Source organism: Cupriavidus sp. a3 (assembly GCF_051015765.1).
Taxonomy (GTDB): Bacteria; Pseudomonadota; Gammaproteobacteria; order Burkholderiales; family Burkholderiaceae; genus Cupriavidus; species Cupriavidus oxalaticus_A.
In genome coordinates this window covers 4,035,842-4,056,896 of sequence record NZ_CP170643.1, presented here as the reverse complement: position 1 = coordinate 4,056,896, position 21,055 = coordinate 4,035,842, and the positions used below count along the sequence as shown (strand labels likewise).

19 protein-coding genes are annotated in these 21,055 nt (G+C 67.5%); 9 read left to right on the top strand and 10 right to left on the bottom strand.

Features of this window, described 5'->3' with window-relative positions; all coding sequences use genetic code 11:
- The first annotated feature begins 158 nt into the window (after window positions 1-158).
- Entirely contained in the window at window positions 159-1,178 is a 1,020-nt protein-coding gene (locus ACAD63_RS19330; RefSeq protein ID WP_434034023.1) for a Bug family tripartite tricarboxylate transporter substrate binding protein, read from the top strand.
- Between the two features lie 185 nt (window positions 1,179-1,363).
- On the opposite strand, the gene ACAD63_RS19325 is transcribed toward ACAD63_RS19330, so the two are convergent.
- Both ACAD63_RS19325 and ACAD63_RS19320 read right to left on the bottom strand, forming a co-directional pair.
- Window positions 1,364-2,500, bottom strand: coding sequence for a helix-turn-helix transcriptional regulator (locus ACAD63_RS19325; RefSeq protein WP_133093813.1), 1,137 nt, complete (start codon window positions 2,498-2,500; stop codon window positions 1,364-1,366).
- A gap of 104 nt (window positions 2,501-2,604) precedes the next feature.
- Window positions 2,605-3,711 carry a helix-turn-helix transcriptional regulator gene (locus ACAD63_RS19320; RefSeq protein ID WP_135704542.1) on the bottom strand — a complete coding sequence of 369 codons (1,107 nt, stop codon included), beginning with the start codon at window positions 3,709-3,711 and terminating at the stop codon, window positions 2,605-2,607.
- Between the two features lie 370 nt (window positions 3,712-4,081).
- Here ACAD63_RS19320 and ACAD63_RS19315 point away from each other — a divergent pair, with 370 nt between their 5' ends.
- The 7 genes from ACAD63_RS19315 to ACAD63_RS19285 all read left to right on the top strand — a co-directional run bounded on the left by ACAD63_RS19315 (window position 4,082) and on the right by ACAD63_RS19285 (window position 11,774).
- Window positions 4,082-5,278: a phosphoglycerate kinase gene (locus ACAD63_RS19315; RefSeq protein WP_135704544.1), complete on the top strand. Its 1,197-nt coding sequence runs from the start codon at window positions 4,082-4,084 to the stop codon at window positions 5,276-5,278.
- A gap of 59 nt (window positions 5,279-5,337) precedes the next feature.
- Complete coding sequence (pyk, locus tag ACAD63_RS19310; RefSeq protein WP_133093816.1) at window positions 5,338-6,774, top strand: pyruvate kinase; 1,437 nt, start codon at window positions 5,338-5,340, stop codon at window positions 6,772-6,774.
- Window positions 6,775-6,824: 50 nt separating this feature from the next.
- Window positions 6,825-7,889 carry a class II fructose-bisphosphate aldolase gene (gene fba, locus ACAD63_RS19305; protein WP_133093817.1) on the top strand — a complete coding sequence of 355 codons (1,065 nt, stop codon included), beginning with the start codon at window positions 6,825-6,827 and terminating at the stop codon, window positions 7,887-7,889.
- Between the two features lie 104 nt (window positions 7,890-7,993).
- Entirely contained in the window at window positions 7,994-8,902 is a 909-nt protein-coding gene (locus ACAD63_RS19300) for a phosphoribosylaminoimidazolesuccinocarboxamide synthase (RefSeq protein ID WP_133093818.1), read from the top strand.
- Between the two features lie 85 nt (window positions 8,903-8,987).
- Complete coding sequence (gene purE, locus ACAD63_RS19295) at window positions 8,988-9,485, top strand: 5-(carboxyamino)imidazole ribonucleotide mutase (protein WP_135704546.1); 498 nt, start codon at window positions 8,988-8,990, stop codon at window positions 9,483-9,485.
- 41 nt (window positions 9,486-9,526) lie between these two features.
- The gene (locus tag ACAD63_RS19290) at window positions 9,527-10,771 is read left to right on the top strand and encodes a 5-(carboxyamino)imidazole ribonucleotide synthase (protein WP_133093820.1); all 1,245 of its coding nucleotides are present in this window, start codon (window positions 9,527-9,529) and stop codon (window positions 10,769-10,771) included.
- 13 nt (window positions 10,772-10,784) lie between these two features.
- Window positions 10,785-11,774, top strand: coding sequence for an L-threonylcarbamoyladenylate synthase (locus tag ACAD63_RS19285; RefSeq protein WP_133093821.1), 990 nt, complete (start codon window positions 10,785-10,787; stop codon window positions 11,772-11,774).
- Between the two features lie 36 nt (window positions 11,775-11,810).
- On the opposite strand, the gene ACAD63_RS19280 is transcribed toward ACAD63_RS19285, so the two are convergent.
- The 7 genes from ACAD63_RS19280 to ACAD63_RS19250 form a co-directional block, all read right to left on the bottom strand.
- Window positions 11,811-12,134: an AzlD domain-containing protein gene (locus tag ACAD63_RS19280; RefSeq protein WP_135704548.1), complete on the bottom strand. Its 324-nt coding sequence runs from the start codon at window positions 12,132-12,134 to the stop codon at window positions 11,811-11,813.
- Window positions 12,131-12,946, bottom strand: coding sequence for an AzlC family ABC transporter permease (locus ACAD63_RS19275; protein ID WP_135704549.1), 816 nt, complete (start codon window positions 12,944-12,946; stop codon window positions 12,131-12,133). The genes ACAD63_RS19280 and ACAD63_RS19275 overlap by 4 nt, the downstream gene beginning before the upstream one ends.
- Window positions 12,947-13,137: 191 nt before the next feature.
- Window positions 13,138-14,763 carry a D-alanyl-D-alanine carboxypeptidase/D-alanyl-D-alanine endopeptidase gene (gene dacB / locus ACAD63_RS19270; protein WP_135704552.1) on the bottom strand — a complete coding sequence of 542 codons (1,626 nt, stop codon included), beginning with the start codon at window positions 14,761-14,763 and terminating at the stop codon, window positions 13,138-13,140.
- 44 nt (window positions 14,764-14,807) lie between these two features.
- Window positions 14,808-15,428, bottom strand: a complete 621-nt coding sequence (locus tag ACAD63_RS19265; RefSeq protein ID WP_434033167.1) for a MarR family winged helix-turn-helix transcriptional regulator — start codon at window positions 15,426-15,428, stop codon at window positions 14,808-14,810.
- The gene (locus tag ACAD63_RS19260) at window positions 15,425-16,594 is read right to left on the bottom strand and encodes an ABC transporter substrate-binding protein (RefSeq protein WP_133093826.1); all 1,170 of its coding nucleotides are present in this window, start codon (window positions 16,592-16,594) and stop codon (window positions 15,425-15,427) included. Before ACAD63_RS19260 ends, ACAD63_RS19265 begins: the two co-directional genes overlap by 4 nt.
- Window positions 16,595-16,646: 52 nt before the next feature.
- Window positions 16,647-17,900, bottom strand: coding sequence for a flavin-dependent oxidoreductase (locus tag ACAD63_RS19255; protein ID WP_195431758.1), 1,254 nt, complete (start codon window positions 17,898-17,900; stop codon window positions 16,647-16,649).
- A 137-nt stretch (window positions 17,901-18,037) separates the two neighbouring features.
- On the bottom strand, window positions 18,038-18,493 hold the full coding sequence (locus ACAD63_RS19250) for a PACE efflux transporter (RefSeq protein WP_434033166.1): 456 nt from the start codon (window positions 18,491-18,493) through the stop codon (window positions 18,038-18,040).
- A gap of 113 nt (window positions 18,494-18,606) precedes the next feature.
- Here ACAD63_RS19250 and ACAD63_RS19245 point away from each other — a divergent pair, with 113 nt between their 5' ends.
- Window positions 18,607-19,509 carry a LysR family transcriptional regulator gene (locus tag ACAD63_RS19245; RefSeq protein ID WP_133093829.1) on the top strand — a complete coding sequence of 301 codons (903 nt, stop codon included), beginning with the start codon at window positions 18,607-18,609 and terminating at the stop codon, window positions 19,507-19,509.
- Here the strand turns inward: ACAD63_RS19245 and ACAD63_RS19240 are convergent.
- Window positions 19,506-21,047 (bottom strand): efflux transporter outer membrane subunit, encoded by a 1,542-nt coding sequence (locus tag ACAD63_RS19240; RefSeq protein ID WP_240745924.1) that lies wholly within the window; start codon window positions 21,045-21,047, stop codon window positions 19,506-19,508. The two genes, ACAD63_RS19245 and ACAD63_RS19240, sit on opposite strands and share 4 nt — an antisense overlap.
- Window positions 21,048-21,055: the final 8 nt, after the last annotated feature.

The window sequence follows — 21,055 nt, the reverse complement described above, 5'->3', positions numbered from 1 at the left end:
CACGCCGCGCCCACCATATACTTCCAGGGCATACCTTCAAGCGAACTGGTTCGTTTGGTTTTGGCAGGATCCTTGCTATCTTGTGGCGCTGCCCGGGGCCCAGACCCCGGCAGCCCTCTTGTGCTGACTTTACTGACGGTGCCCCCATGCCCACCCCCATGCCCATCTCGTTCCGCCTGCCGCGCTTGTCCTTCCGTTCCGCTTTCCGCCTGGCCGCAGGCGTGGCCGCCCTGTGCGCCGCCGCTGCCGTGAGCGCGCCCGCCCAGGCCCAGGGCGAGTGGCCGACGCAGCCGGTGACCATCCTGATGGGTTTCACCGCCGGCTCCGGCGTCGACATGGTGGGCCGCGCGCTGCAGGAATCGCTGCAGAAGTCGCTCAAGACCACGATCATCTATGACTACCGGCCGGGCGCCGGCGGCAACGTTGCCTCCGAGGTGGTGGCGCACGCCAAGCCGGACGGCTATACGCTGCTGCTTGGCACCGCGGCGACGCACGGCATCAACCCGGCGCTGTACAAGAACCTGCCATTCGACGCCGAAGCCGATTTCACGCCGGTGGCGCCGCTGGTCGAAGTGTCCAACGTGCTGACCGTCAACCCGGCCGTGATCGACGTGAAGACGGTGAAGGAATTCATCGAGAAGGTGAAGGCCAATCCAGGCAAGTACAACTATGCCTCGACCGGCAACGGCACCGGCACGCACCTGGCTTTCGCCGAATTCAATGCCCGCGCGGGCCTGGACATGACCCACGTACCGTACAAGGGCGGCCCCGATGCGCTGCAGGCCGTGCTCAAGGGCGAGGTCTGCTGCATCTTCAACCAGGTGCAGAGCGTGCTGCCGCAATACCGCGCCGGCAAGGTGCGGCTGCTGGGCGTGACCACCAGCAAGCGCGTGCCGGTGATTCCGGACGTGCCGACCATTGCCGAGAGCGGCGTCGCTGGCTACAACAGCACCATCTGGTTCGGCTTCTTCGGTCCCAAGGGGCTAGATCCGAAGATCGCACGCAAGCTCAACGACGCGGTCAAGGTTGCGCTGGAAACCCCGTCGATCCGGCAGAAGCTGGTCGATGCCGGCAATACGCCGCGGATCGAGTCGGTGGAGCAGTTCAAGGCGACCGTCAAGGCCGACCGGCAGAAGTGGGCGGGGGTGGTGAAGACGGTGGGGGCTTCGATCGACTGAGGTTGCGACTGAGGTTGCGACTGAGGTTGCGACTGAGGTTGCGACTGAGGTTGCGACTGAGGTTGCGACTGAGGTTGCATAAGGGGCTTCACTTCGTTGAGGCTCCGGCCCTCACCCCCGCCCCTCTCCCGCAGGCGGGAGAGGGGAGCAAACAGGCGGCCGGTGACAGGTTTGCGGCCTAACCCCTAAGCCCTGACGCCCAACCTCGTCAGCAAATGCGCCAACTGGGCCTGCGTCCCAGTGGCAGTCTTGTTGAAAATCGCCTTCAACTGCGTCCTGCCGGTCTCCCGCCGGATCCCGATCTGCTCGCAAGCCTCGGGCAGCCCCATCCCGGTCGACAGCTGCAGCGCCAAGCGCGTTTCCGCCGGCGTCAGCCCGTACAAGTCCCGCAGCACGGCCGGCAATGTCATCGGCGCGACTCCCGGTTCATGGATCGCCACCAGCACGCTGGGCCGCTGCCAGTCCATCGACAGCTGATGCGCCGGCGGCAAGGGCAACAAGATAATCTGCGCCTGCCGCCCGCCGTTATCCACCGCCCGCAGCGCCTGCGCCGGCTGCGGATTGCCCGGATCGCACGCGGCCTTCAATGCTTCGGCAAACGGCCGCGACAGCCGCCATTCTTCAGCCCGGCCGCTTGCCGCCGAAATCGCCGCCGACACCGCCGCCGACACCGCCGGCAGCAGCCGCCGCACCCACGCCTCTCCCGTACTGTTGGCAAGCAGCGTCTTGCCATCGTCCCGCAACACGATCACCCCAAACGGCAGCCGTTCCAGCAACTGGCTCGACGCATGCGCCAGCGCCGACACCTGGTGCGTGCGGTCGCGCAGCGCCATGGCGTGGCGCACATGCGGAATCGCCCAGTCGAGCGCGCGCGCGTCCTCGGGCGAATACTGGTTGCCGCCCAGCGGCCGCTGCAGCGACAGGAACACTTCATAGTGCGGCTTGCGCTCGATCAGGCAGGCCATCACCGACGATTGCTCGAACTGGTGCAGGAAGTCGCCATAGAAAGGCGAGTGTCGCATCGCCTGCGCACCCAGTTCGCGCGAATCGATATACCAGCTGCCCACCGACATGCGCTGGGCGAAGGGCAGGGCCGGATCGATGGTTTCGTAGTATTCGCTGTAGGCGGCCACCGCTTCGGGCACGGGATTGACCACCTGGTTCACCAGCACGCGTTCGTGGACGGTATCGCGCACCAGCAGCAGCGCATGCGAGCTGTCGCTGGCCTGGCAAAGCGCACCCAGGCTGCGGCGCCAGGCATCGGCGTCGAAGATCCCCTCGTACAGCGCGCGGATGGTTTCATGCATCGGCGTGTCGCTCATGGTTTTTCTTCTTTCTTCTTTTTCGTACTTTTGGTACTTCCTTCGCGCGGCTGTGCCAGGGCTGCCGGTGTGTTGCCGGCCGGCGTACCGCGCGAGGGTGGAATTCAGGCCCCTTCCAGTGCCGCGCCCAGCCGCGAAAGCAGGTGGGTGAGCTGGGCCTGGCTGTTGGTGCCGGTCTTGTTGAAGACGGCCTTGAGCTGCGTGCGCGCCGTTTCATGGCGGATGTTCAGCTGCTGGCTGGCTTCGGGCAGGCCCTGGCCACCGGCGAGCCGGGTCGCCAGCCGCGTTTCCGCTGGCGTCAGGCCGTACAGGTCGCGCAGCACCGGAGCCAGCAACAGCGGCGCGTTGTCGTGCTCGTGCACCACCACCAGCGCCGCGGGCTCCTGCCACTGCGCGGCAAAGGCGTGCGAGGGCGGCAGCGGCAGCACGATCACCTGCGCGCTGCTGCCGTTGCCGTCGGTGGCGCGCGCGGCCTGGGCGGCCACCGCGCGCTGCGGATCGCAAGCCGCGGCCAGCATTTCGCCGAACGGGCGCGACAGGGTCCAGTCAGAGACCTTGCCCGCAGGGTCCAGGCGCCGCACCCAGCGTTCGCCGGCGCGGTTGCCCAGCAGCACCTGGCGCTGCGGCGAAAACACCAGCAGCGCGAAGTTGAGCCGCTCCACCAGCTGCGACGACAGCCGCGCCAGCACCGTCAGGCCCAGCGTGCGGTCGCGCATGGCCATGGCGCTGCGCATATGCGGGATGATCCAGTCCATGCCGCGGGTGTCGTCGGTCGAGAACAGCGGCTGCGTGCGTCCGCGCTGCATCGAGAAATAGACTTCGTAGTGCGGCTGGCGCGCGACCAGGCATGCCACGTACGAGCGCAGGTCATAGCGGTGAAAGAAATCGCGGTAGAACGGGTGGCGCGCCATGGCGCCTTCGCCCAGCTCGCGCGCGTCGACGTACCACGCGCCGGGCTGCAGCCGCGGTGCGAACTGCTTGGCCGGGTCGATGGTCTGGAAATCCGATTCGTACTCGGTGAACAACTCCACCACCGGATTGACAATTTCATTGACGGTGACCTGGTCGCGTACCGTGTCCCAGACCATCATCGAGGCGTGCGCCGATCCGGCCATATCGGTCAGGGTGCGCAGGCTCTGCTGCCACGCACCGGGATCGAGAATGCCCTCGTACAAGCCACGGATCGCTCCGTGCATGTCGGCTTCTTTCATCTGATTACCCCCTGCATTCGCGACAAGACAATGCGCGGCGCCGGCTGTGCGCCCACGCGCACGCCGGCCTGCCTTTTTGTTATCCGCCTGGTGTTGTCCTGGCCGTTTTGCTGGACCGGCTCTGGTGTCAGTGCGTGTCTGTTTAAGCAGACGTTGCATACATTACCGCACTCGGGGGATCAGGGGGACATTCCCCGGCCCCTTCTTTCGTGGGGAGGCAGGGAATCGGTCAGCCCGGCAAGGAACCGTACTGTGCGTGCTGGCGCACATTGCAAAACCATTGCGACCCGGAATCGCCAAAGCGTCGACCGCGATCAGGTAAAATCCCGTTTTCCCGATTTTTCAGCGAAATCTCGCGCCTTTCACCGTCATGACCACTGTCCTGCGTCTTTCCGATCTGATTTCCCAAGGCAAAATCTCCGGCAAGCGGGTGTTTATCCGCGCCGACCTGAACGTGCCGCAGGACGACGCCGGCAATATCACCGAGGACACCCGCATCCGCGCCTCGGTGCCCGCGATCGAGGCCTGCCTGGCCGCCGGCGCAGCGGTGATGGTCACCTCCCACCTGGGCCGCCCGACCGAAGGCGAGTTCAAGCCGGAAGACTCGCTGGCGCCGATCGCCACGCGCCTGTCCGAGCTGCTGGGCAAGCCGGTCAAGCTGGTGCAGAACTGGGTCGACGGCGTCGAGGTCGCGCCCGGCCAGGTGGTGCTGCTGGAAAACTGCCGCGTGAACAAGGGCGAGAAGAAGAACAGCGACGAGCTGGCCCAGAAGATGGCCAAGCTCTGTGACGTATATGTAAACGACGCCTTCGGCACCGCGCACCGCGCCGAGGCCACCACCCATGGCATCGCCAGGTATGCCCCGATCGCCTGTGCCGGCCCGCTGCTGGCCGCCGAGATCGACGCGCTGGGCAAGGCGCTGGGCCAGCCGGCGCGTCCGCTGGTGGCGATCGTGGCCGGCTCCAAGGTCTCGACCAAGCTGACCATCCTGAAGTCGCTGGCCGACAAGGTCGACAACCTGGTCGTCGGCGGCGGCATCGCCAACACCTTCATGCTGGCCGCCGGCCTGAAGATCGGCAAGTCGCTGGCCGAAGCCGACCTGGTCGGCGATGCCAGGGCCATCATCGATATCATGGCCAGGCGCGGCGCCTCGGTGCCCATTCCCGTCGACGTGGTCTGCGCCAAGGAATTCAGCGCGACCGCCGCGGCCACCGTCAAGGATGTGAAGGATGTGGCCGACGACGACATGATCCTGGACATCGGCCCCCAAACCGCCGCGTTGCTGGCCGAGCAGTTGAAGGCCGCCGGTACCATCGTCTGGAACGGCCCGGTGGGCGTGTTCGAATTCGACCAGTTCGGCAACGGCACCAAGGTGCTGGCGCAGGCCATCGCCGAATCCAAGGCCTTCTCGATCGCCGGCGGCGGCGACACGCTGGCCGCCATCGCCAAGTACGGCATTGCCGACCGCGTGGGCTACATCTCCACCGGCGGCGGCGCGTTCCTGGAATTCCTGGAAGGCAAGAAGCTGCCCGCCTTTGAAGTGCTGGAACAGCGCGCAGCAGGCTGAAGCATCCGCCGGGCCTGGCGCCGTGCCGGGCCCCCGTCCTTCACCAAGGAAACCCGCGCATGACCCGTTCCACCAAGATCGTCGCCACCATCGGCCCCGCTTCCAGCTCGCTGGAGATCCTGACGCGCATGATTGCCGCGGGGGTCGACGTGGTGCGGCTGAATTTCTCGCACGGCAGCGCGCAGGACCATATCGACCGCGCCCGGCTGGTGCGCGAGGCCGCGCAGGCGTGCGGCCGCGAGGTCGCGATCATGGCCGACCTGCAGGGGCCCAAGATCCGCGTCGGCAAGTTCGAGCATGGCAAGATCACGCTCAAGCCGGGCGACCCCTTTGTCCTCGATTCCGCCTGCCAGCTCGGCAACGAAGAACGCGTCGGCCTGGACTACCAGGACCTGCCGCGCGATGTCGGCCCGGGCGACCTGCTGCTGCTCAACGACGGCCTGATCGTGCTGGTGGTGGACCGGGTGCTGGGCACCGAGATCTTTACCACCGTGCGCATCGGCGGTGATTTGTCCAACAACAAGGGCATCAACCGCCAGGGTGGCGGCCTGTCGGCGCCGGCATTGACGGCCAAGGACATGGACGACATCAAGACCGCCATGGCCCTGGGCGCGGATTACGTCGCGGTCAGCTTCCCCAAGAACGCGACCGACATGGAAATGGCGCGCCAGCTGGCCGCCGTGGCCGGCCAGCCGCACGGCCACAAGGCACGCATGATCGCCAAGATCGAGCGCGCCGAGGCCATCCACCCGGGCGTGCTGGAAGAAATCCTGCAGGCGTCCGACGGCATCATGGTGGCGCGCGGGGACCTCGCCGTGGAAGTCGGCAACGCTGCCGTGCCCGCGCTGCAGAAGCGCATGATCAAGCTGGCGCGCGAAGCCAACAAGCTCACCATCACCGCGACGCAGATGATGGAAAGCATGATCGTCAACCCGGTGCCGACGCGCGCCGAAGTGTCGGACGTGGCCAACGCCGTGCTGGACGGCACCGACGCGGTGATGCTGTCGGCCGAGACCGCCGCCGGGCGCTACCCTGTCGAGACCGTCGAGGCCATGGCCGCGGTCTGCATCGAGGCCGAGAAGTCCGAGGTGGTGCAGCTCGACACCGACTTCCTGAACCAGACCTTCTCGCGCATCGACCAGTCGGTGGCGATGGGTGCGCTGTTCACCGCCTATCATTTGCAGGTGAAGGCGATTGCCGCGCTGACCGATTCCGGCGCCACCGCACTGTGGATGAGCCGTCACCGCATCCATGTGCCGATCTACGCCATGACGCCCAACCTGGCCTCGCAGCGCAAGATGCAGCTGTACCGCAACGTGGTGCCGCTGCCGCTGCAATCCAGCGCCGACCGCGACACCGCGCTGGAGCAGGCCGAAGAGCTGCTGCTGGCGCAGGGCGTGGTGCAGCGCGGCGATTTCATCGTGCTGACCATCGGCGAGCCGATGGGGCAGCCGGGCGGAACCAACACCCTGAAGATCGTCAGGGTGGGGCATTGAGCGCCGACAGAAAAATACAGAGACATCCCATTTTTATTTAGGAGTTAGACATGCCACTCGTTTCGATGCGCCAGCTGCTGGACCACGCAGCCGAGAACAGCTACGGCCTGCCGGCCTTCAACGTGAACAACCTCGAGCAAGTGCAGGCCATCATGCAGGCGGCCGACGAGGTCAACGCTCCGGTGATCATGCAAGCCTCGGCCGGCGCCCGCAAATACGCCGGCGAGCATTTCCTGCGCCACCTGATCGAAGCCGCGGTTGAGGCTTATCCCCATATTCCGGTGGTGATGCACCAGGACCACGGCCAGTCGCCGGCGATCTGCCAGGGCGCGATCGACCTGGGCTTCTCGTCGGTGATGATGGACGGCTCGCTGCGCGAAGACGGCAAGACCCCGGCCGAGTACGACTACAACATCGACGTCACCCGCAAGGTGGTGGCACTGGCCCACGCCGTCGGCGTGACCGTGGAAGGCGAACTGGGCTGCCTGGGCTCGCTGGAAACCGGTGAAGCCGGCGAAGAAGACGGTATCGGCGCCGAAGGCGTGCTGGACCACTCCATGCTGCTGACCGATCCGGAGCAGGCCGCCGACTTCGTCAAGGCCACCCAGCTGGACGCACTGGCCATCGCCATCGGCACCTCGCACGGCGCGTACAAGTTCACCCGCAAGCCCACCGGCGACATCCTGGCGATCAGCCGCATCAAGGAAATCCACGCCCGCATCCCCAACACCCACCTGGTGATGCACGGCTCGTCGTCCGTTCCGCAAGAACTGCTGGAAGAAATCCGCAAGTTCGGCGGCGACATGAAGGAAACCTACGGCGTGCCGGTCGAGGAAATCCAGGAAGCCATCAAGTATGGCGTGCGCAAGATCAACATCGATACCGACATCCGCCTGGCCATGACCGGCGCGATCCGTCGCTTCTTTGTCGAGAACCCGAGCAAGTTCGACCCGCGCGAATACCTGAAGCCGGCCCGCGAAGCCGCCAAGCAAGTGTGCAAGGCGCGCTACATCGCTTTCGGCTGCGAAGGCCAGGCCAGCAAGATCAAGCCGGTCACGCTGGTCGACGTCGCGCAGCAGTACAAGTCGGGCAAGCTGGCGCAGGTCGTGCAGTAATTGTCCCGTGTCCGCCTTCCGCGCAAGTGGAAGGCGGATCGCAGTTCCGGCCGCCGCGGCACGCATGTTGCGCCCGGCGGCTTCGCCGTTTTATCGGAACCATCATGTCCAACGCTCTCTACCAGTCCTCCATCAACTCGCTGCCGCTGCTGGGCCACGGCAAGGTGCGCGACAACTACGCCGTCGGCAATGACAAGCTGCTGATCGTCACCACCGACCGCCTGTCGGCGTTCGACGTCATCATGGGCGAGCCGATCCCCGACAAGGGCCGCGTGCTGAACCAGATGGCCGACTTCTGGTTCAAGAAGCTGGCGCACATCGTGCCGAACCATGAGACCGGCATCGCGCCCGAAACCGTGGTCGCGCCGGAGGAAGTGGAGCAGGTCAAGGGCCGCGCCGTGGTGGTCAAGCGCCTGAAGCCGATCCTGGTCGAAGCCGTGGTGCGCGGCTACCTCGCCGGCAGCGGCTGGAAGGACTACCAGGCCACCGGCAAGGTGTGCGGCATCGCGCTGCCGGCCGGCCTGCAGAATTCGCAGAAGCTGCCCGAGCCGATCTTCACCCCGGCCGCCAAGGCCGAGATGGGCGAGCACGACGAGAACATCTCGTTCGCCGAGGTCGAGGCCCGCATCGGCATCGCGCTGGCGCGCCAGATGCGCGAGATCTCGATCCGCCTGTACAAGGAAGCGGCCGAATTTGCCGCCACGCGCGGCATCATCATCGCCGACACCAAGTTCGAGTTCGGCCTGGACGACAACGGCGTGCTGACGCTGATGGACGAAGTGCTGACCGCCGATTCGTCGCGCTTCTGGCCGGCCGATTCGTACCAGGTGGGCACCAACCCGCCGTCGTTCGACAAGCAGTTCGTGCGCGACTGGCTGGAAGCGGTGCGCATCGACGGCAAGCCGTGGCCCAAGACCGCGCCGGCGCCGCAGCTGCCGGATGACGTGATCGAGAAGACCGCGGCGAAGTATCGTGAGGCGCTGACGCGCCTGACGGGCGAAGAGCTGAAGTAATTTCGTTGCCACCGGCTTCTCAAAAGCCAATGGTGTTCCCCCCTCCCGCAAGCGGGAGAGGGGAGCAAACAAGCAAGGATCAAACGTGAGCAAGCAAGACAAGCCGCTGGTCGGCGTCGTGATGGGCAGCAGTTCCGACTGGGACGTGATGCAGCACGCGGTGGCCATGCTGAAGGATTTCGGCGTGCCGTTCGAAGCCCAGGTGGTGTCCGCGCACCGCATGGCCGACGACATGTTCCGCTATGCCGAGACCGCGCGCAGCCGCGGCATCCGCGCCATCATCGCCGGCGCCGGCGGTGCCGCGCACCTGCCGGGCATGATCGCCGCCAAGACCATCGTGCCGGTGTTCGGCGTGCCCGTGCCGTCGAAGTACCTGCGCGGCGAGGATTCGCTGCTGTCGATCGTGCAGATGCCCAAGGGCGTGCCGGTCGCCACCTTCGCCATCGGTGAAGCGGGCGCCGCCAATGCCGCGCTGCATGCCATCGCCACGCTGGCGACCACCGACGACGCCCTGGCCGACGCGCTGGAAGCCTTCCGCGCCAAGCAGACCGAAGCCGCGCGCGCCATGACTTTGCCGCTGTAATGCTGCCGCAGTAATTCTCCGGACCCACACGGAACCGAGCAATGCCGACCGATATCCATCCCTACCTCTCCGAAGCCCACACGCCGGAATCGCGCGCCGAATTCGGCGTCGACCGTCCCGACGCGCCCATCCTGCCCGGCGCGTGGCTGGGCATGCTGGGCGGCGGCCAGCTCGGCCGCATGTTCACGCATGCGGCGCAGGCGATGGGCTATCGCGTATGCGTGCTCGATCCCGACCAGGACAGCCCGGCGGGCGCGGTGGCCGACAAGCATATCTGCGCCCAGTACACCGACGAGGCCGCGCTGGCCGAGATGGCCAAGCTGTGCCAGGCGGTGAGCACCGAGTTCGAGAACGTGCCGTCGCTGTCGCTGGACCGCCTGGAGCAACTGGGTTCGTTTGTCGCGCCGCGCGGCTACTGCGTCTCGATCGCGCAGAACCGCATCGGCGAGAAGAAGTTCTTTGCCGCCTGCGCCGAGCGCACCGGCGTGCCGACGGCCCCGCACTGGGTGATCCAGCACGACGCCGATGTCGACCAGCTGCCCGACCACGTGCTGCCCGGCATCCTCAAGACCGCGCGCATGGGCTACGACGGCAAGGGCCAGGCCCGCGTGAAGACACGCGACGACGTGCGTGCCGCATGGAAGGCGATGCAGCACGTGCCGTGCGTGCTGGAACGGATGCTGCCGCTGGCCTATGAAGTCTCGGTACTGGCCGCGCGCGCCGCGGACGGTTCCACCGCGACCTGGCCGCTGGCCGAAAACGTGCACCGCGACGGCATCCTGTTCTCGACGCAAATGCCGTCGACCAGCGTCTCGCACGAGATCGCCGACCGCGCCCGCGCCGCGGCTGCCGCCATCGCCACGGAAATGGGCTATGTCGGCGTGCTGTGCATCGAGTTCTTCGTGCTGACCGACGGTTCGCTGGTCGCCAACGAAATGGCGCCGCGCCCGCACAACTCGGGCCACATCACCATGGATGCGTGCGAGACCAGCCAGTTCGAGCAGCAGGTGCGCGCCATGGCCCGCCTGCCGCTGGGCAGCACGCGCCAGCACTCGGCCGGCAAGATGCTGAACCTGCTGGGCGATGTGTGGTTCGAGTTCGGGCTGGAACGCACCCCCGCGTGGGACGAGGTGGTGGCGCAGCCGGGCGCCAAGCTGCACCTGTACGGCAAGAACGATGCGCGCCCGTCGCGCAAGATGGGCCACGTCAACTGCATCGGCGAGCATGCCGAGGCAGCCGACGCTGCCTTTACCGCCGCCGCGCAGGCACTGCATATCCCGCTCTGACGCAAGGAACACGATGTCGCCGCGCACGCCCACGGCTGCTGAACTCGATGAAGCCGTCCGCCTGCTCGAGGCGGGGCAACTGGTCGCTTTCCCGACCGAGACGGTCTACGGGCTGGGCGCCGATGCCGAGAATCCCGAGGCGGTCGGCCGCATCTTCGCGCTGAAGGGACGGCCGTCCAACCACCCGGTGATCGTGCATGTGGTCGACGGCGCCGATATCAGCTACTGGACCGACGAGGTTCCGGAAGCCGCGCAGAAGCTGATCGATGCGTTCTGGCCGGGGCCGCTGACGCTGATCCTGAAGCGCGCTTCGCATATCGATGCCGCGGTGGCGGGCGGGCAGGACAGCATCGGCTTGCGCTGCCCGTCGCATCCGGTGGCGCAGGCGCTGCTGGCGCGCTTCAAGCGCGGTCGCGGCGGTATTGCGGCGCCTTCGGCAAACAAGTTCGGGCAGGTCAGCCCGACCACCGCGCAGCATGTGCGCGAAGAGTTCGGCGACGCGGTCTATGTGCTGGAAGGCGATGGGGTAGAGGTCGGGATCGAATCGACCATCGTCGATCTGTCGCGCCTGGACGCCGGCGTCGGGCCGGTCCTGTTGCGTCCCGGTGCCATCACGGTCGGAATGCTGGCGCAGGTGCTGGGCGAAGCGCCGATGCCGCCCGATGCTGCCGCGCCACGCGCATCAGGCACCCTGAAGGCGCACTACGCTCCGCACACGCCCTTGTTGCTGGCGGATGCGCAGGCGGCTGCCGCGCGGCTTGCCGCTCTGCCTGCGGCTGCGCGTGTGGCCTGGGTGGGACGAGCGCCGCTGGCGGATCAGCGCTGCACCTGGGTGCAGGCGCCCGCGGATGCTGCCGCGTATGCGCAGGAGCTGTATCGGTTGTTGCGCAAGCTCGACAAGCAGGGCTATTCGCAGCTGGTGTTCGAGACGTTGCCTGAAGGGCAGGATTGGGCCGGGGTGCGGGATCGGCTGGAGCGGGCGGCTGCGGCGTTTGGTGGCTGAAGCGGGTTCCGGCTGGCATTTCCAATGCGCCAGTCCTCAACCCAACAACCGCAACACCGTATAAACCGCCATCCCCACAGCAATCATCCCCACCATCCGCCGCGTCAGCAGGTAGAACGCGGTGGCCACCACCCCTGCCACCAGCTTGTAGTTCGACAGCGCCACGGTGAAATGCCCCTGCCAGGTCATCAGGTCTGGCAGGATGATCGCCGCCAGCGCCGCTGCGGGCGCATAACGCAGGGCCCGCTGGATGCGGTCAGGCACCGACACGTGCTCGCCGGCCATCAGGAACAACGCGCGCGTCAGCACCGTGACCACCGCCATGCCAACCAGCGCGATCCAGATCTCGGCATGGCTCATGCGCGGTCTCCTGGCGGTGCGTCAGCCGCATTGCCAATCGGCGGGGACTTGCGCTTGCGGATACCCCGCAGCGTAGCCCGCGCCGCCAGTTCATCGGTCGCCATGCCCGCAGCAATCGCACCGACCACCGCCACCACCAGCCCGAGCCGGTACGGCAGGTCAAAGCACAACAACGCCAACACCGCCGAAATCACCACAGCCATCAGCGTCGAGCGCGAATTGATGGTGGCGATCATCACCGGGATCAGCGCCATCGTGCCCGCCAGCCCCAGCCCCCAGCTGTCCGGAAACAGGCTCGCCAGCACGATGCCGAGGATCGACGACACCTGCCACATCGCAAAGTTGGTCAGCGCCATGCCCCAGAAGTAGCCTTCCTTGCCAGGCTCATAGCCCGGCGTCGAATACTTCTGCAGGAAGTAGACGAAGTGCAGGTCGCCGTTGAAGAACCCCAGCACCGTGCGCCGCGCCAGTGTCAGGTAGCTGAAGTGCGGCTGCATGGCGGCGCTGAAGATGACGAAGCGCAGGTTCACCATGGCCGCGGTCAGCCAGATGGTCCACAGCGGCAGCCCGGCGGCGAACAACGGCAGCACCGCCAGCTGCGCCGAGCCGGCATAGACCAGCAGCGACATGCCGATGGCTTCGGGCACGGTCAGCACCGACTTGCTCATCGCGACGCCGGTCACCAGCCCCCAGGAAAACACCGCGGGAAGGGAGGGGGCAAAGCGGCGTACGCCGGCCATGAAGCCGTCGCGTTCGGCGGGTGCGAAGCGATGCCAGAAGCGCAACCACACCGAGGGTTGTCGGGAAGTCATGTCAGAGGAAAGGGGGCAATGCAGGCCCGGCGCCGGGGGCTGGCCCGGAAAGCTGCCGCCGCAGGACGCGGCCGGCACCCTGGCATTATAGGGTCGGAACGCATCCTGGTAAGTGGGCGCTTAACAAAATGCCGCGCCGGCGTTGGCGGCAGGCCACGCGGGGTGGCCGATCCGCCAATGCCGGCGCAATCTCAGGGCGCGCCGCGATACACCCATTGCATCAGCGCGTCGTGCGCCTCCCGCGCCTGCGAGGCGTTGGGGTGGTTGATCATGCTCACCAGCACGTAGCGGCTGCCGTCTTCCGCGTCGACATAGCCGGCCAGCGCACGCACGTCGGCCAGCGTGCCGGTCTTGAGGTAGCCGCTGCCGGCCGCATTGGCGCCGGTCATCCGGTTGCGCAGCGTGCCGTCGACGCCCAGCACCGGCAGCGAATCGACCAGCGCCGGGCCCACGCTGCTGGCCGCCGCCTGCTGCAGCAGGCGCGCCATGTCGTAGGCGCTGATGCGTTCCTCGCGCGACAGTCCGGAGCCGTTGTCCAGCACCAGCCCGGGCATGTCCAGCCCCTGCTTCGCGAGCCAGCGCCGCACCACGCGGATCGAGCGCTCGGGGCTGGCCGGGCCGCCGCGGTCGAGCTCGGCGCCGATGGTCAGGAACAGCTGGCGCGCCATCACGTTGTTGGAGAACTTGTTGATGTCGCGCACGATGTCGGACAGCGGCAGGCCATAGTGGCGCGCCAGCAGCACCGCGCCGCGCGGCACCTTGCCGCTGCGCAACGCGGGCAGGCGGGTAAAACGCCCGCCGGCGCGCTGCCATTCGGCGACAAAGCCGCCCCAGGTGAATTCCGCGTGCGACAGCGTGGCGATATTGAGCACGTGCTCGCCGCAGTCGCTCGAATAGTCACCGGCGAACGATGCCAGCACGGTGCCGTCGGCCTGCGGCTGCACGCTGGGGGTGGCGCGGCTTTGCCAGTCGCCGCAGCGGCCGTTGGTCAACGCCAGCTGGTTGTCGAGCTTGACTTGCGCCAGCTCCGGCGTGACGCTGACCGCCACCGTCTGCGTGACGGGATCCGGCGTCAGCGTGAACGACAGCGTCTTGAAGGCATAGAGCAGGGCATCGGGGCCGACGTTGTAGGCGCGCTGCACTTCGCCGTCGATGGTGCCGTTGCCGTCCAGGCCATCGGCAAAGTAGCTGCGGTCCAGCACCAGGTCGCCGTTGATGGCGGTGGCGCCGCCGGCGCGGGCGCTGGCGACCAGCTTGGCCATTTCCTCCGGCACCAGCTTGGGATCGCCGCGGCCCCGCAGGTAGACATTGCCGTTGACGGTGCCGTCGAAGCCGGGCTGCGCGTCGGCGTAGAGCGCGGTCTGCCAGCGGTAGTCGGGTCCCAGCAGCTGCAGGCCGGCGAAGGTCGTGACCAGCTTCATGGTCGAGGCCGGATTCATCGGCTGCTGCGCGTTCCAGCTGGTGCGCGCGCTGGGTGCGCCCAGCTTGACTACGTAGAAGCTCGCGGCCGAAGCCGGCACGCCGGCGCGGCGCAGGGCCGCGGCCACTTGCGCCGGCACGCCGGCCCGCACCAGGCCGGCATCGGCGGAAGGCGTGGCCTTTGCCGCCTTGCCGGCAATCTGGTCCTTCTGTGCTTTCGCGCTCTTCTGGACCTTCTGGGATTTCTGTACCTTGGCCGGCGGCCTGGCCAGCGCCGGCGCGATGACGGGCCCACCGGCCATCAGCAAGGCGGCGGCAAGAAGAGGCGACAGGCGGCGCAGCAGCGCGCCAGTTCGCGATGCGGTACGCGTGGCGGTTGTTCTTGGCATGGCGGCCATGTTAACGCATGGCAAGCGCCTGCCGGATGACAGCAGCGTGGCGCTCAGCCCGCGCGCGGCGGCGCCAGCCGGGACAGCATCGATTTCAGCGTGGCCTGGTCGCTGTCGGACAGCGCGCTGCCCACATGCGCGTCATGCTCGACCACCGCGCGGGTGGCAGCGTCCAGCGTCTTGCGGCCCGACGGCGTCAGCACCAGGCTGTAGGCGCGCCGGTCGCCCGCCGCCGGGCGGCGCGCGACCAGATTCATCTCTTCCAGCGCATCGACCAGCAGCACCGCACCCGAGCGCGCGATGCCCAGGATGCGCGCCAGCTCGGTCAGCTTCAGGTGCGGATTGCGCGAGATGATCACCAGCGCCGAGAAGCGCGGCGGGGTGATCTGCCATTGCGACAGCGACAGCACGAAATCCTCGTAGATGCGGATCTGCGCGCGGCGGATGGCGTAGCCGATCAGGCTGTCGAGCACGCCATAGTCGATATTGGGCACATGCGGATCGAAGCCGGCGTCGGCCACCGCCGGATCCGGCGCAAGCGGCTCGCGCGGCTTGCGCCGCGCGCTGGCGGTGTGCGAGCTGCCAGTCTTGCCTGCCGCGGCGGGTGCGTCGGGTGCACCGGATGCACTGGATGCACTGGATGCACTGGATGCACTGGATGCGTTAGGGATCATTGCAGTAGTTTCCAGTTGCCGTTGTCGATTGTCAGCATAACGCGGCCGCGCTGGTCAAAGCCATAGTGGTCTTGCCCACTGTAATTGAGCACGCCGTGCGACACCACGATGTCCTTTTCGCTCTCCAGCGCCTGGCGCAGCGCCTGGCGGAAGGCCGGCGTTCCCGGTTTGGCGCTTTTCAGCGCCACCGGCACGATCCGCTCCAGCACCAGTCCGGCATCGTAGGCATGCGCGCCGAACTGCGTGCGCGATTCGGCGCCATATTGCTTCTCGTAGCGGGTGACGTAGTCGAGTCCCGGCTTGCGCACCGGGTCGCCGGCTGGCAGCTGCTCCGGCACGATCACCGGGCCCGCCGGCAGGATCGCGCCATTGACCAGGCGTCCGCCGATGCGGATCAGGTCCTTGGTGGCGGCGCCGTGGGTCTGGTAGATGGCGCCGCCGTAGCCGCGCTCGCGCAGCGTGGTATGCGGCAGCGCCGCACCGGTGCCGGCGCCGGCGATCAGGATGGCGTCGGGCTTGGCGGCGATCAGCTTGATGGCCTGCGCGGTCACGCTGGTATCGGCGCGGCCATAGCGTTCGGTGGCGATCAGGCGCAGGCCGTTGGCGGTGGCGGCGGCGGTGAAATCCTTCAGCCAGGTCTCGCCATAGGCGTCGGCAAAGCCGATAAAGCCGATGGTCTTGACGCCTCTGGTCTTGGCGGTGGCGGCGACGGCGTTGGCCATCAGCCGCACCGGCTGCGCCAGCCGGAAGGTCCAGGCGCCCCGGCCGGGCTTGAGCTCGATCGGCGAGAAGGCAAGCTGGACGGTCTGGCTTTCCTCGGCGACCTCGGCAATGGCGATCGACGGGGCGACCGCGGATGAGCCGAGGATGATATCGACCTTGTCTTCGGAGACGAAGCGGCGCGCGACCTTGGCGCCCTGGGTGGGATCGGAGGCATCGTCCAGCACGATGTAGCGGACGGCCTCGCCGCCGATCTTCTGCGGCAGGTACGGCATCGAGTTCTTCTGCGGGATGCCGAGCGAAGCGGACGGCCCCGTCGTCGACAGGCTGACGCCGACGGTAATGTCGGCCAGTGCGGCGTTGGCGGCGAAAGCGAGGGCGGCGGCCAGCGTCAGGTGGGTGAGGCGGGTGAGCCGGGTGATCGGGGTGAGGTTCAGGGGCGCCATGTTGTCTCCTCTTGATGGTTTATTTTTGGTTGTGGCCTGGCGGACCGCGACGCTATCGCCCGCCCTGCATCGACTGCCGGTCGAACCCCGCCAGCTGCTTGTACCGCAGCGAAATCGCCTCCAGCTCGGCGCGTGGGATCACCTGCCCGATATCGTTGAACCCCTGCGGCGCGCGTTCCTCCGCCAGCTGCATCACCTGCTCCGGCCCGTTCATGCGGTTGCGCAGCACGATGCCCGCGGTGCGCGGCAGGCGCTCGGCCTCGTATTCGCGCAGCGCGTAAGGCGTATCTTGCGTGCCCAGCAGGCTGTCGACGAGGTAGCGCGCATCCAGGATCGCCTGCGCGCTGCCGTTCGAGCCGATCGGGTACATCGGGTGTGCGGCATCGCCGAGCAGCGTGACGCGGTCGAAGGTCCAGCGCGGCAGCGGGTCCTTGTCGACCATCGGGAATTCGTAGATCGCCGCCGCACCATCGATCAGCGCGGGAATGTCGATCCAGTCCCACTGCCAGCCGGCAAACTGCGCGCGGAACACCGACTTGTCGACCTGCTTGTTCCAGTCGCTGCGCGGCGGCGTGTCAGGCACGCTGTCGGGCACACGCAACTCTGCGATCCAGTTGACCAGCGAGCGACCCTGCCGGCGCAGCGGCTCGGAGATGGGATAGGCGACGAACTTCTGGTCCTGGTGGCCGGCCATGAACATCGAGCGTCCGTCGAGGTAGGCGGGCGCCTCCGTGACCGCGCGCCACAGCATGCGGCGCGAGAAGCGCGGTGCATCGCCGGTGGCGTAGAAGTGGTGGCGCACCGCGGAGTGGATGCCATCGGCGCCGACCAGCACGTCGGCGCTGGCTTCCACCTCGGCGCCATCGCCGCGGCGGCGCAGCACGAAACGCGCCGGCCCGCGCGCGCCGGTATCGAGCACGGTCTCGAACGCATGCCCGGTGTGGACCGCATCGGCACCCAGTCGCTCGACCACGGTGCGATGCAGCAGCATCTGGAACTCGCCGCGATGGATCGAGAACTGCGGCCAGTCGTAGCCCGCCGCCAGCCCGCGCGGTTCGTGCCAGATGCGCTGGCCCAGCTTGTTGTAGTAGGAGAGCGACGAGGTCTCGATCGCAAGCTCGGCCAGCGCGTCGCGCAGGCCGAGCTCGGACAGGATGCGTACCGCGTGCGGCAGCAGGTTGATGCCCACGCCCAGCGGGCGCAGCGATTCGCTGGCTTCCCAGACTTCGGCGTCGATGCCGTGGCGGTGGCACAGCAGCGCCAGCGTCAGCCCGCCGATGCCGCCGCCGGCGATTGCGATCTTCATGTTGTCTCCCCGCTTGCGGCGCGCAGCTGCGCACCCGGTCCGTCGAATTTTGTTATTGAGTATAACAATTCGCGTCCGCACGGCAAGGCGGGGAAACACCCCGGAGTGCCTGCTCCGGGGTCAGGAAAAACCCGGCCTCAGCCGGCCGCCGCGCGGTCAGGCCTCGCGGCGGCGTGCTGCAGCGACGGCACCGGGAAAACGATGTCGTACAGCCAGTTGTACACCAGCGCGTAGACCATGTAGAAGACGGCCACGGCGATATCCATGATCAGCGCATCGAGCAGGCTGATATTCAGGTACCACGCCAGCGCCGGCAGGAACACCACCAGCAGGCCCACCTCGAACAGGATGGCGTGCAGCACCCGCACCACGACCGACTTGCGCAGCTGGCCGGTCCAACGCAGCATGGCCTTGTCGAACAGCAGGTTGTACAGGTAGTTCCAGCCGGTCGCGATCAGCGACGCGACCGCGCCGATCAGGCCCATCTGGTGCAGCTCGTAGCCGAAGGCCCAGCTGGCCAGCGGCGCGAAGATCAGCAGGCCGACAACCTCGAAGCCAACGGCGTGGCGGATCCGGTCGCGGGTAGTGCGCATGATTTTCCTCCTGCGAGGCAATAATTCAGACCCGGCCAAGTCTATCTGCTTTGCAGGGATTGCCAAGTTGGATACTATCGTCAGAACAGATAGATGTCGCAGAAGGGCGCCGTATGAGTCTCTCGCTGGAGCAACTCCAGGCTTTCGTCGCTGCCGCCGAGGCGGGTTCTTTTTCCGCCGCCGCGCGCCGGCTCGGCAAGGCCCAGTCAGTGGTGAGCGCCGCCGTGTCGAACCTGGAGATCGATGTCGGCAACGCGCTGTTCGACCGCGCCGGCCGCTATCCCGTGCTGACCCCGGCCGGCGAGCGGCTGCTGGCGGAAGCGCGCGTGATCCTGGAACGCTGCGAGCACTTCCGCGGCGTGGCCAAGAGCCTGGGCGAGGGCGTGGAGACGCGGCTGGTGCTCGCCGTCGACGAGCTCTACCCGGAGGAAACGCTGGGCCAGCTGCTCGAAGCGTTCTCCGGCCGTTTCCCGGCGGTCGAGCTGGAAGTGCTGTTCCCCTTGATGGAAGACGTGAGCCGGCTGGTGCTCGAGGGCGGCGCCGATCTCGGCATCATGTGGCGGCAGGAAGTGTTGCCGCCCGAACTGGGCTTCCATGCGCTGGGCTGGATGCCGATGCAGATCCTGTGCGCGCCCGACCATCCGCTGGCGTCGCAGCGCGTGGACTGGGAAGAGCTGAAGCGCTACCGCCAGCTGATGGTCGCCACGCGTACCGACAGCGAAGAGAAGATGCGCCTGCGCGTGGCGGCGGATGTGTGGTGGGTGGAGAGCCAGTGGGTCATCGTCGAGCTGGTCAAGCGCGGGCTCGGCTGGGCGTTCGTGCCGTGGCACGTGGTGGCCAACTCGCCGGCCGCGGCGCAGCTGGTGTCGCCGCCGCTGGCGTTCCAGCAGCAGGACTGGCCGGTGGCGATGGAACTGGTGTGGCACAAGCAGCGGCCGCTGGGCAAGGCCGCCACCTGGCTGCGCGAGCGCATCTGCGCGCAGCCGTTGCCGAATGCGCCGCAGCGCGGCGCCTAGCGCTGGCCGACTGTGGTGGCGGGTGCGGCGCCGGCGGGCCTGCTGCCGGTGGCGCCTTCCAGCGCCTGCTGATGCCAGTTGCCGCCCAGCGCCTTGATCAGCACCACGGCCGCCGTGTACTGGCGCCCGGCAATCGACAGCGCGGTGCGCTCGGCGGTGTAGGCGGCGGTCTGCGCGGTCAGCACGTCGAGCAGGCCCGCGGTGCCGGCGCGGTAGCGGTTGTTGACCAGCACCAGCGCCTCGCGCGCGGAGCGCAGCGCGTCGTTCTGCACCACCGCTTCCTGCTCCAGCAGCCGCTGCGCGGCAAGGTTGTCTTCGACTTCCTGGAACGCGGACAGCACGGTCTGGCGGTAATTGGCGACGGTCTGGTCGTAGGCGGCCACGGCCTGCGCCTTGGCCGCGCTGCGCAGGCCGCCGTCGAACAGCGTGCCGGCCAGCCCGCCGCCGATCGACCAGATGCGGTCCGGCAGCGACATCCAGCGCGCCAGCGTGCTGGCGGTCAGGCCGCCGCTGGCCGACAGCGACAGCGTCGGGTAGTAGGCCGCCTGCGCCACGCCGATCTGCGCATTGGCGGACGCCATGCGGCGCTCGGCAGCGCCGATGTCGGGCCGGCGCTCCAGCAGTTCCGATGGCACCGCGCCCGGCACGCGCGGCGGGGCCTGGCGGAAATCGTCCGCGGCCAGCGACAGCGCCGCGGGCGGCTTGCCGACCAGCACGGCAATGGCGTGCTCCAGCTGCGCGCGCGTGATCTGGATGTCGATCTGCTGCGCCTGCGCGCTCTTGAGCTGGGTCTCCGACTGCAGCACGTCTGAGCGTTGCGCGGTGCCGGCGGCGTACTGGTTCTGCACCAGCTGCAGCGACTTCTGGTAATCGGCCACGGTGCGGTCGAGCAGCGCCTTCTGCGCATCGGCCACGCGCAGCAGGAAATAGCTCTGCGCCAGTGTCGCCTGCGTCGACAGCAGCGTCGATGCCAGGTCGGCCTGGCTTGCCTGCACGCTGGCTTCGCTGCTTTCCACCTGGCGGCGCACGCGGCCCCACACGTCGATCTCCCAGGTCGCGCCCAGCGTCAGGCTCTGCCCGTTGAGCGTATTGCCGCTGGCGCCGCGCGCGCGCGACGCACCGGCCTGCGCATCGACGACCGGGAAGAAGCCGGCACGCGCCGCCTGCAGCGCGGCCACGGCCTGGCGGTACTGCGCCTCGGCCGCCTTGATGTTCTGGTTGGAGATCTGCACTTGCGGCATCAGCGTGTCGAGCTGCGGATCGCCGAAGACCGTCCACCAGTCGGCACGCGTGATGGCATCCTGCGGCTCGGCGGTTTTCCAGTCGCCGCGCCAGGCATTGGCATCGGCTGTGGTATCGGCATCGGCATTGGTACCGGCGGCTTCCTTGAAAGCTTCCGGCACCGGCGCATCGGGACGCTTGTAGTCGGGACCCACCGCGCAGCCGGCCAGCAGCAACGCGCACGCCAGCGGCAGCGGCAGGGCATGGGTCAGCAATCGGCTAAACACAGCGCTAAACACAGGGTGAAACACAGTCATGTGGAATC

Excerpts from the sequence above, each read along its gene's own strand:
- ACAD63_RS19330 (WP_434034023.1), top strand. The coding sequence starts at position 159 with ATGCCCATCTCGTTCCGCCTGCCGCGCTTGTCCTTCCGTTCCGCTTTC.
- ACAD63_RS19325 (WP_133093813.1), bottom strand. The coding sequence starts at position 2,500 with ATGAGCGACACGCCGATGCATGAAACCATCCGCGCGCTGTACGAGGGG.
- ACAD63_RS19320 (WP_135704542.1), bottom strand. The coding sequence starts at position 3,711 with ATGAAAGAAGCCGACATGCACGGAGCGATCCGTGGCTTGTACGAGGGC.
- ACAD63_RS19315 (WP_135704544.1), top strand. The coding sequence starts at position 4,082 with ATGACCACTGTCCTGCGTCTTTCCGATCTGATTTCCCAAGGCAAAATC.
- pyk (WP_133093816.1), top strand. The coding sequence starts at position 5,338 with ATGACCCGTTCCACCAAGATCGTCGCCACCATCGGCCCCGCTTCCAGC.
- fba (WP_133093817.1), top strand. The coding sequence starts at position 6,825 with ATGCCACTCGTTTCGATGCGCCAGCTGCTGGACCACGCAGCCGAGAAC.
- ACAD63_RS19300 (WP_133093818.1), top strand. The coding sequence starts at position 7,994 with ATGTCCAACGCTCTCTACCAGTCCTCCATCAACTCGCTGCCGCTGCTG.
- ACAD63_RS19290 (WP_133093820.1), top strand. The coding sequence starts at position 9,527 with ATGCCGACCGATATCCATCCCTACCTCTCCGAAGCCCACACGCCGGAA.
- ACAD63_RS19285 (WP_133093821.1), top strand. The coding sequence starts at position 10,785 with ATGTCGCCGCGCACGCCCACGGCTGCTGAACTCGATGAAGCCGTCCGC.
- ACAD63_RS19280 (WP_135704548.1), bottom strand. The coding sequence starts at position 12,134 with ATGAGCCATGCCGAGATCTGGATCGCGCTGGTTGGCATGGCGGTGGTC.
- ACAD63_RS19275 (WP_135704549.1), bottom strand. The coding sequence starts at position 12,946 with ATGACTTCCCGACAACCCTCGGTGTGGTTGCGCTTCTGGCATCGCTTC.
- dacB (WP_135704552.1), bottom strand. The coding sequence starts at position 14,763 with ATGGCCGCCATGCCAAGAACAACCGCCACGCGTACCGCATCGCGAACT.
- ACAD63_RS19265 (WP_434033167.1), bottom strand. The coding sequence starts at position 15,428 with ATGATCCCTAACGCATCCAGTGCATCCAGTGCATCCAGTGCATCCAGT.
- ACAD63_RS19260 (WP_133093826.1), bottom strand. The coding sequence starts at position 16,594 with ATGGCGCCCCTGAACCTCACCCCGATCACCCGGCTCACCCGCCTCACC.
- ACAD63_RS19255 (WP_195431758.1), bottom strand. The coding sequence starts at position 17,900 with ATGAAGATCGCAATCGCCGGCGGCGGCATCGGCGGGCTGACGCTGGCG.
- ACAD63_RS19250 (WP_434033166.1), bottom strand. The coding sequence starts at position 18,493 with ATGCGCACTACCCGCGACCGGATCCGCCACGCCGTTGGCTTCGAGGTT.
- ACAD63_RS19245 (WP_133093829.1), top strand. The coding sequence starts at position 18,607 with ATGAGTCTCTCGCTGGAGCAACTCCAGGCTTTCGTCGCTGCCGCCGAG.
- ACAD63_RS19240 (WP_240745924.1), bottom strand. The coding sequence starts at position 21,047 with ATGACTGTGTTTCACCCTGTGTTTAGCGCTGTGTTTAGCCGATTGCTG.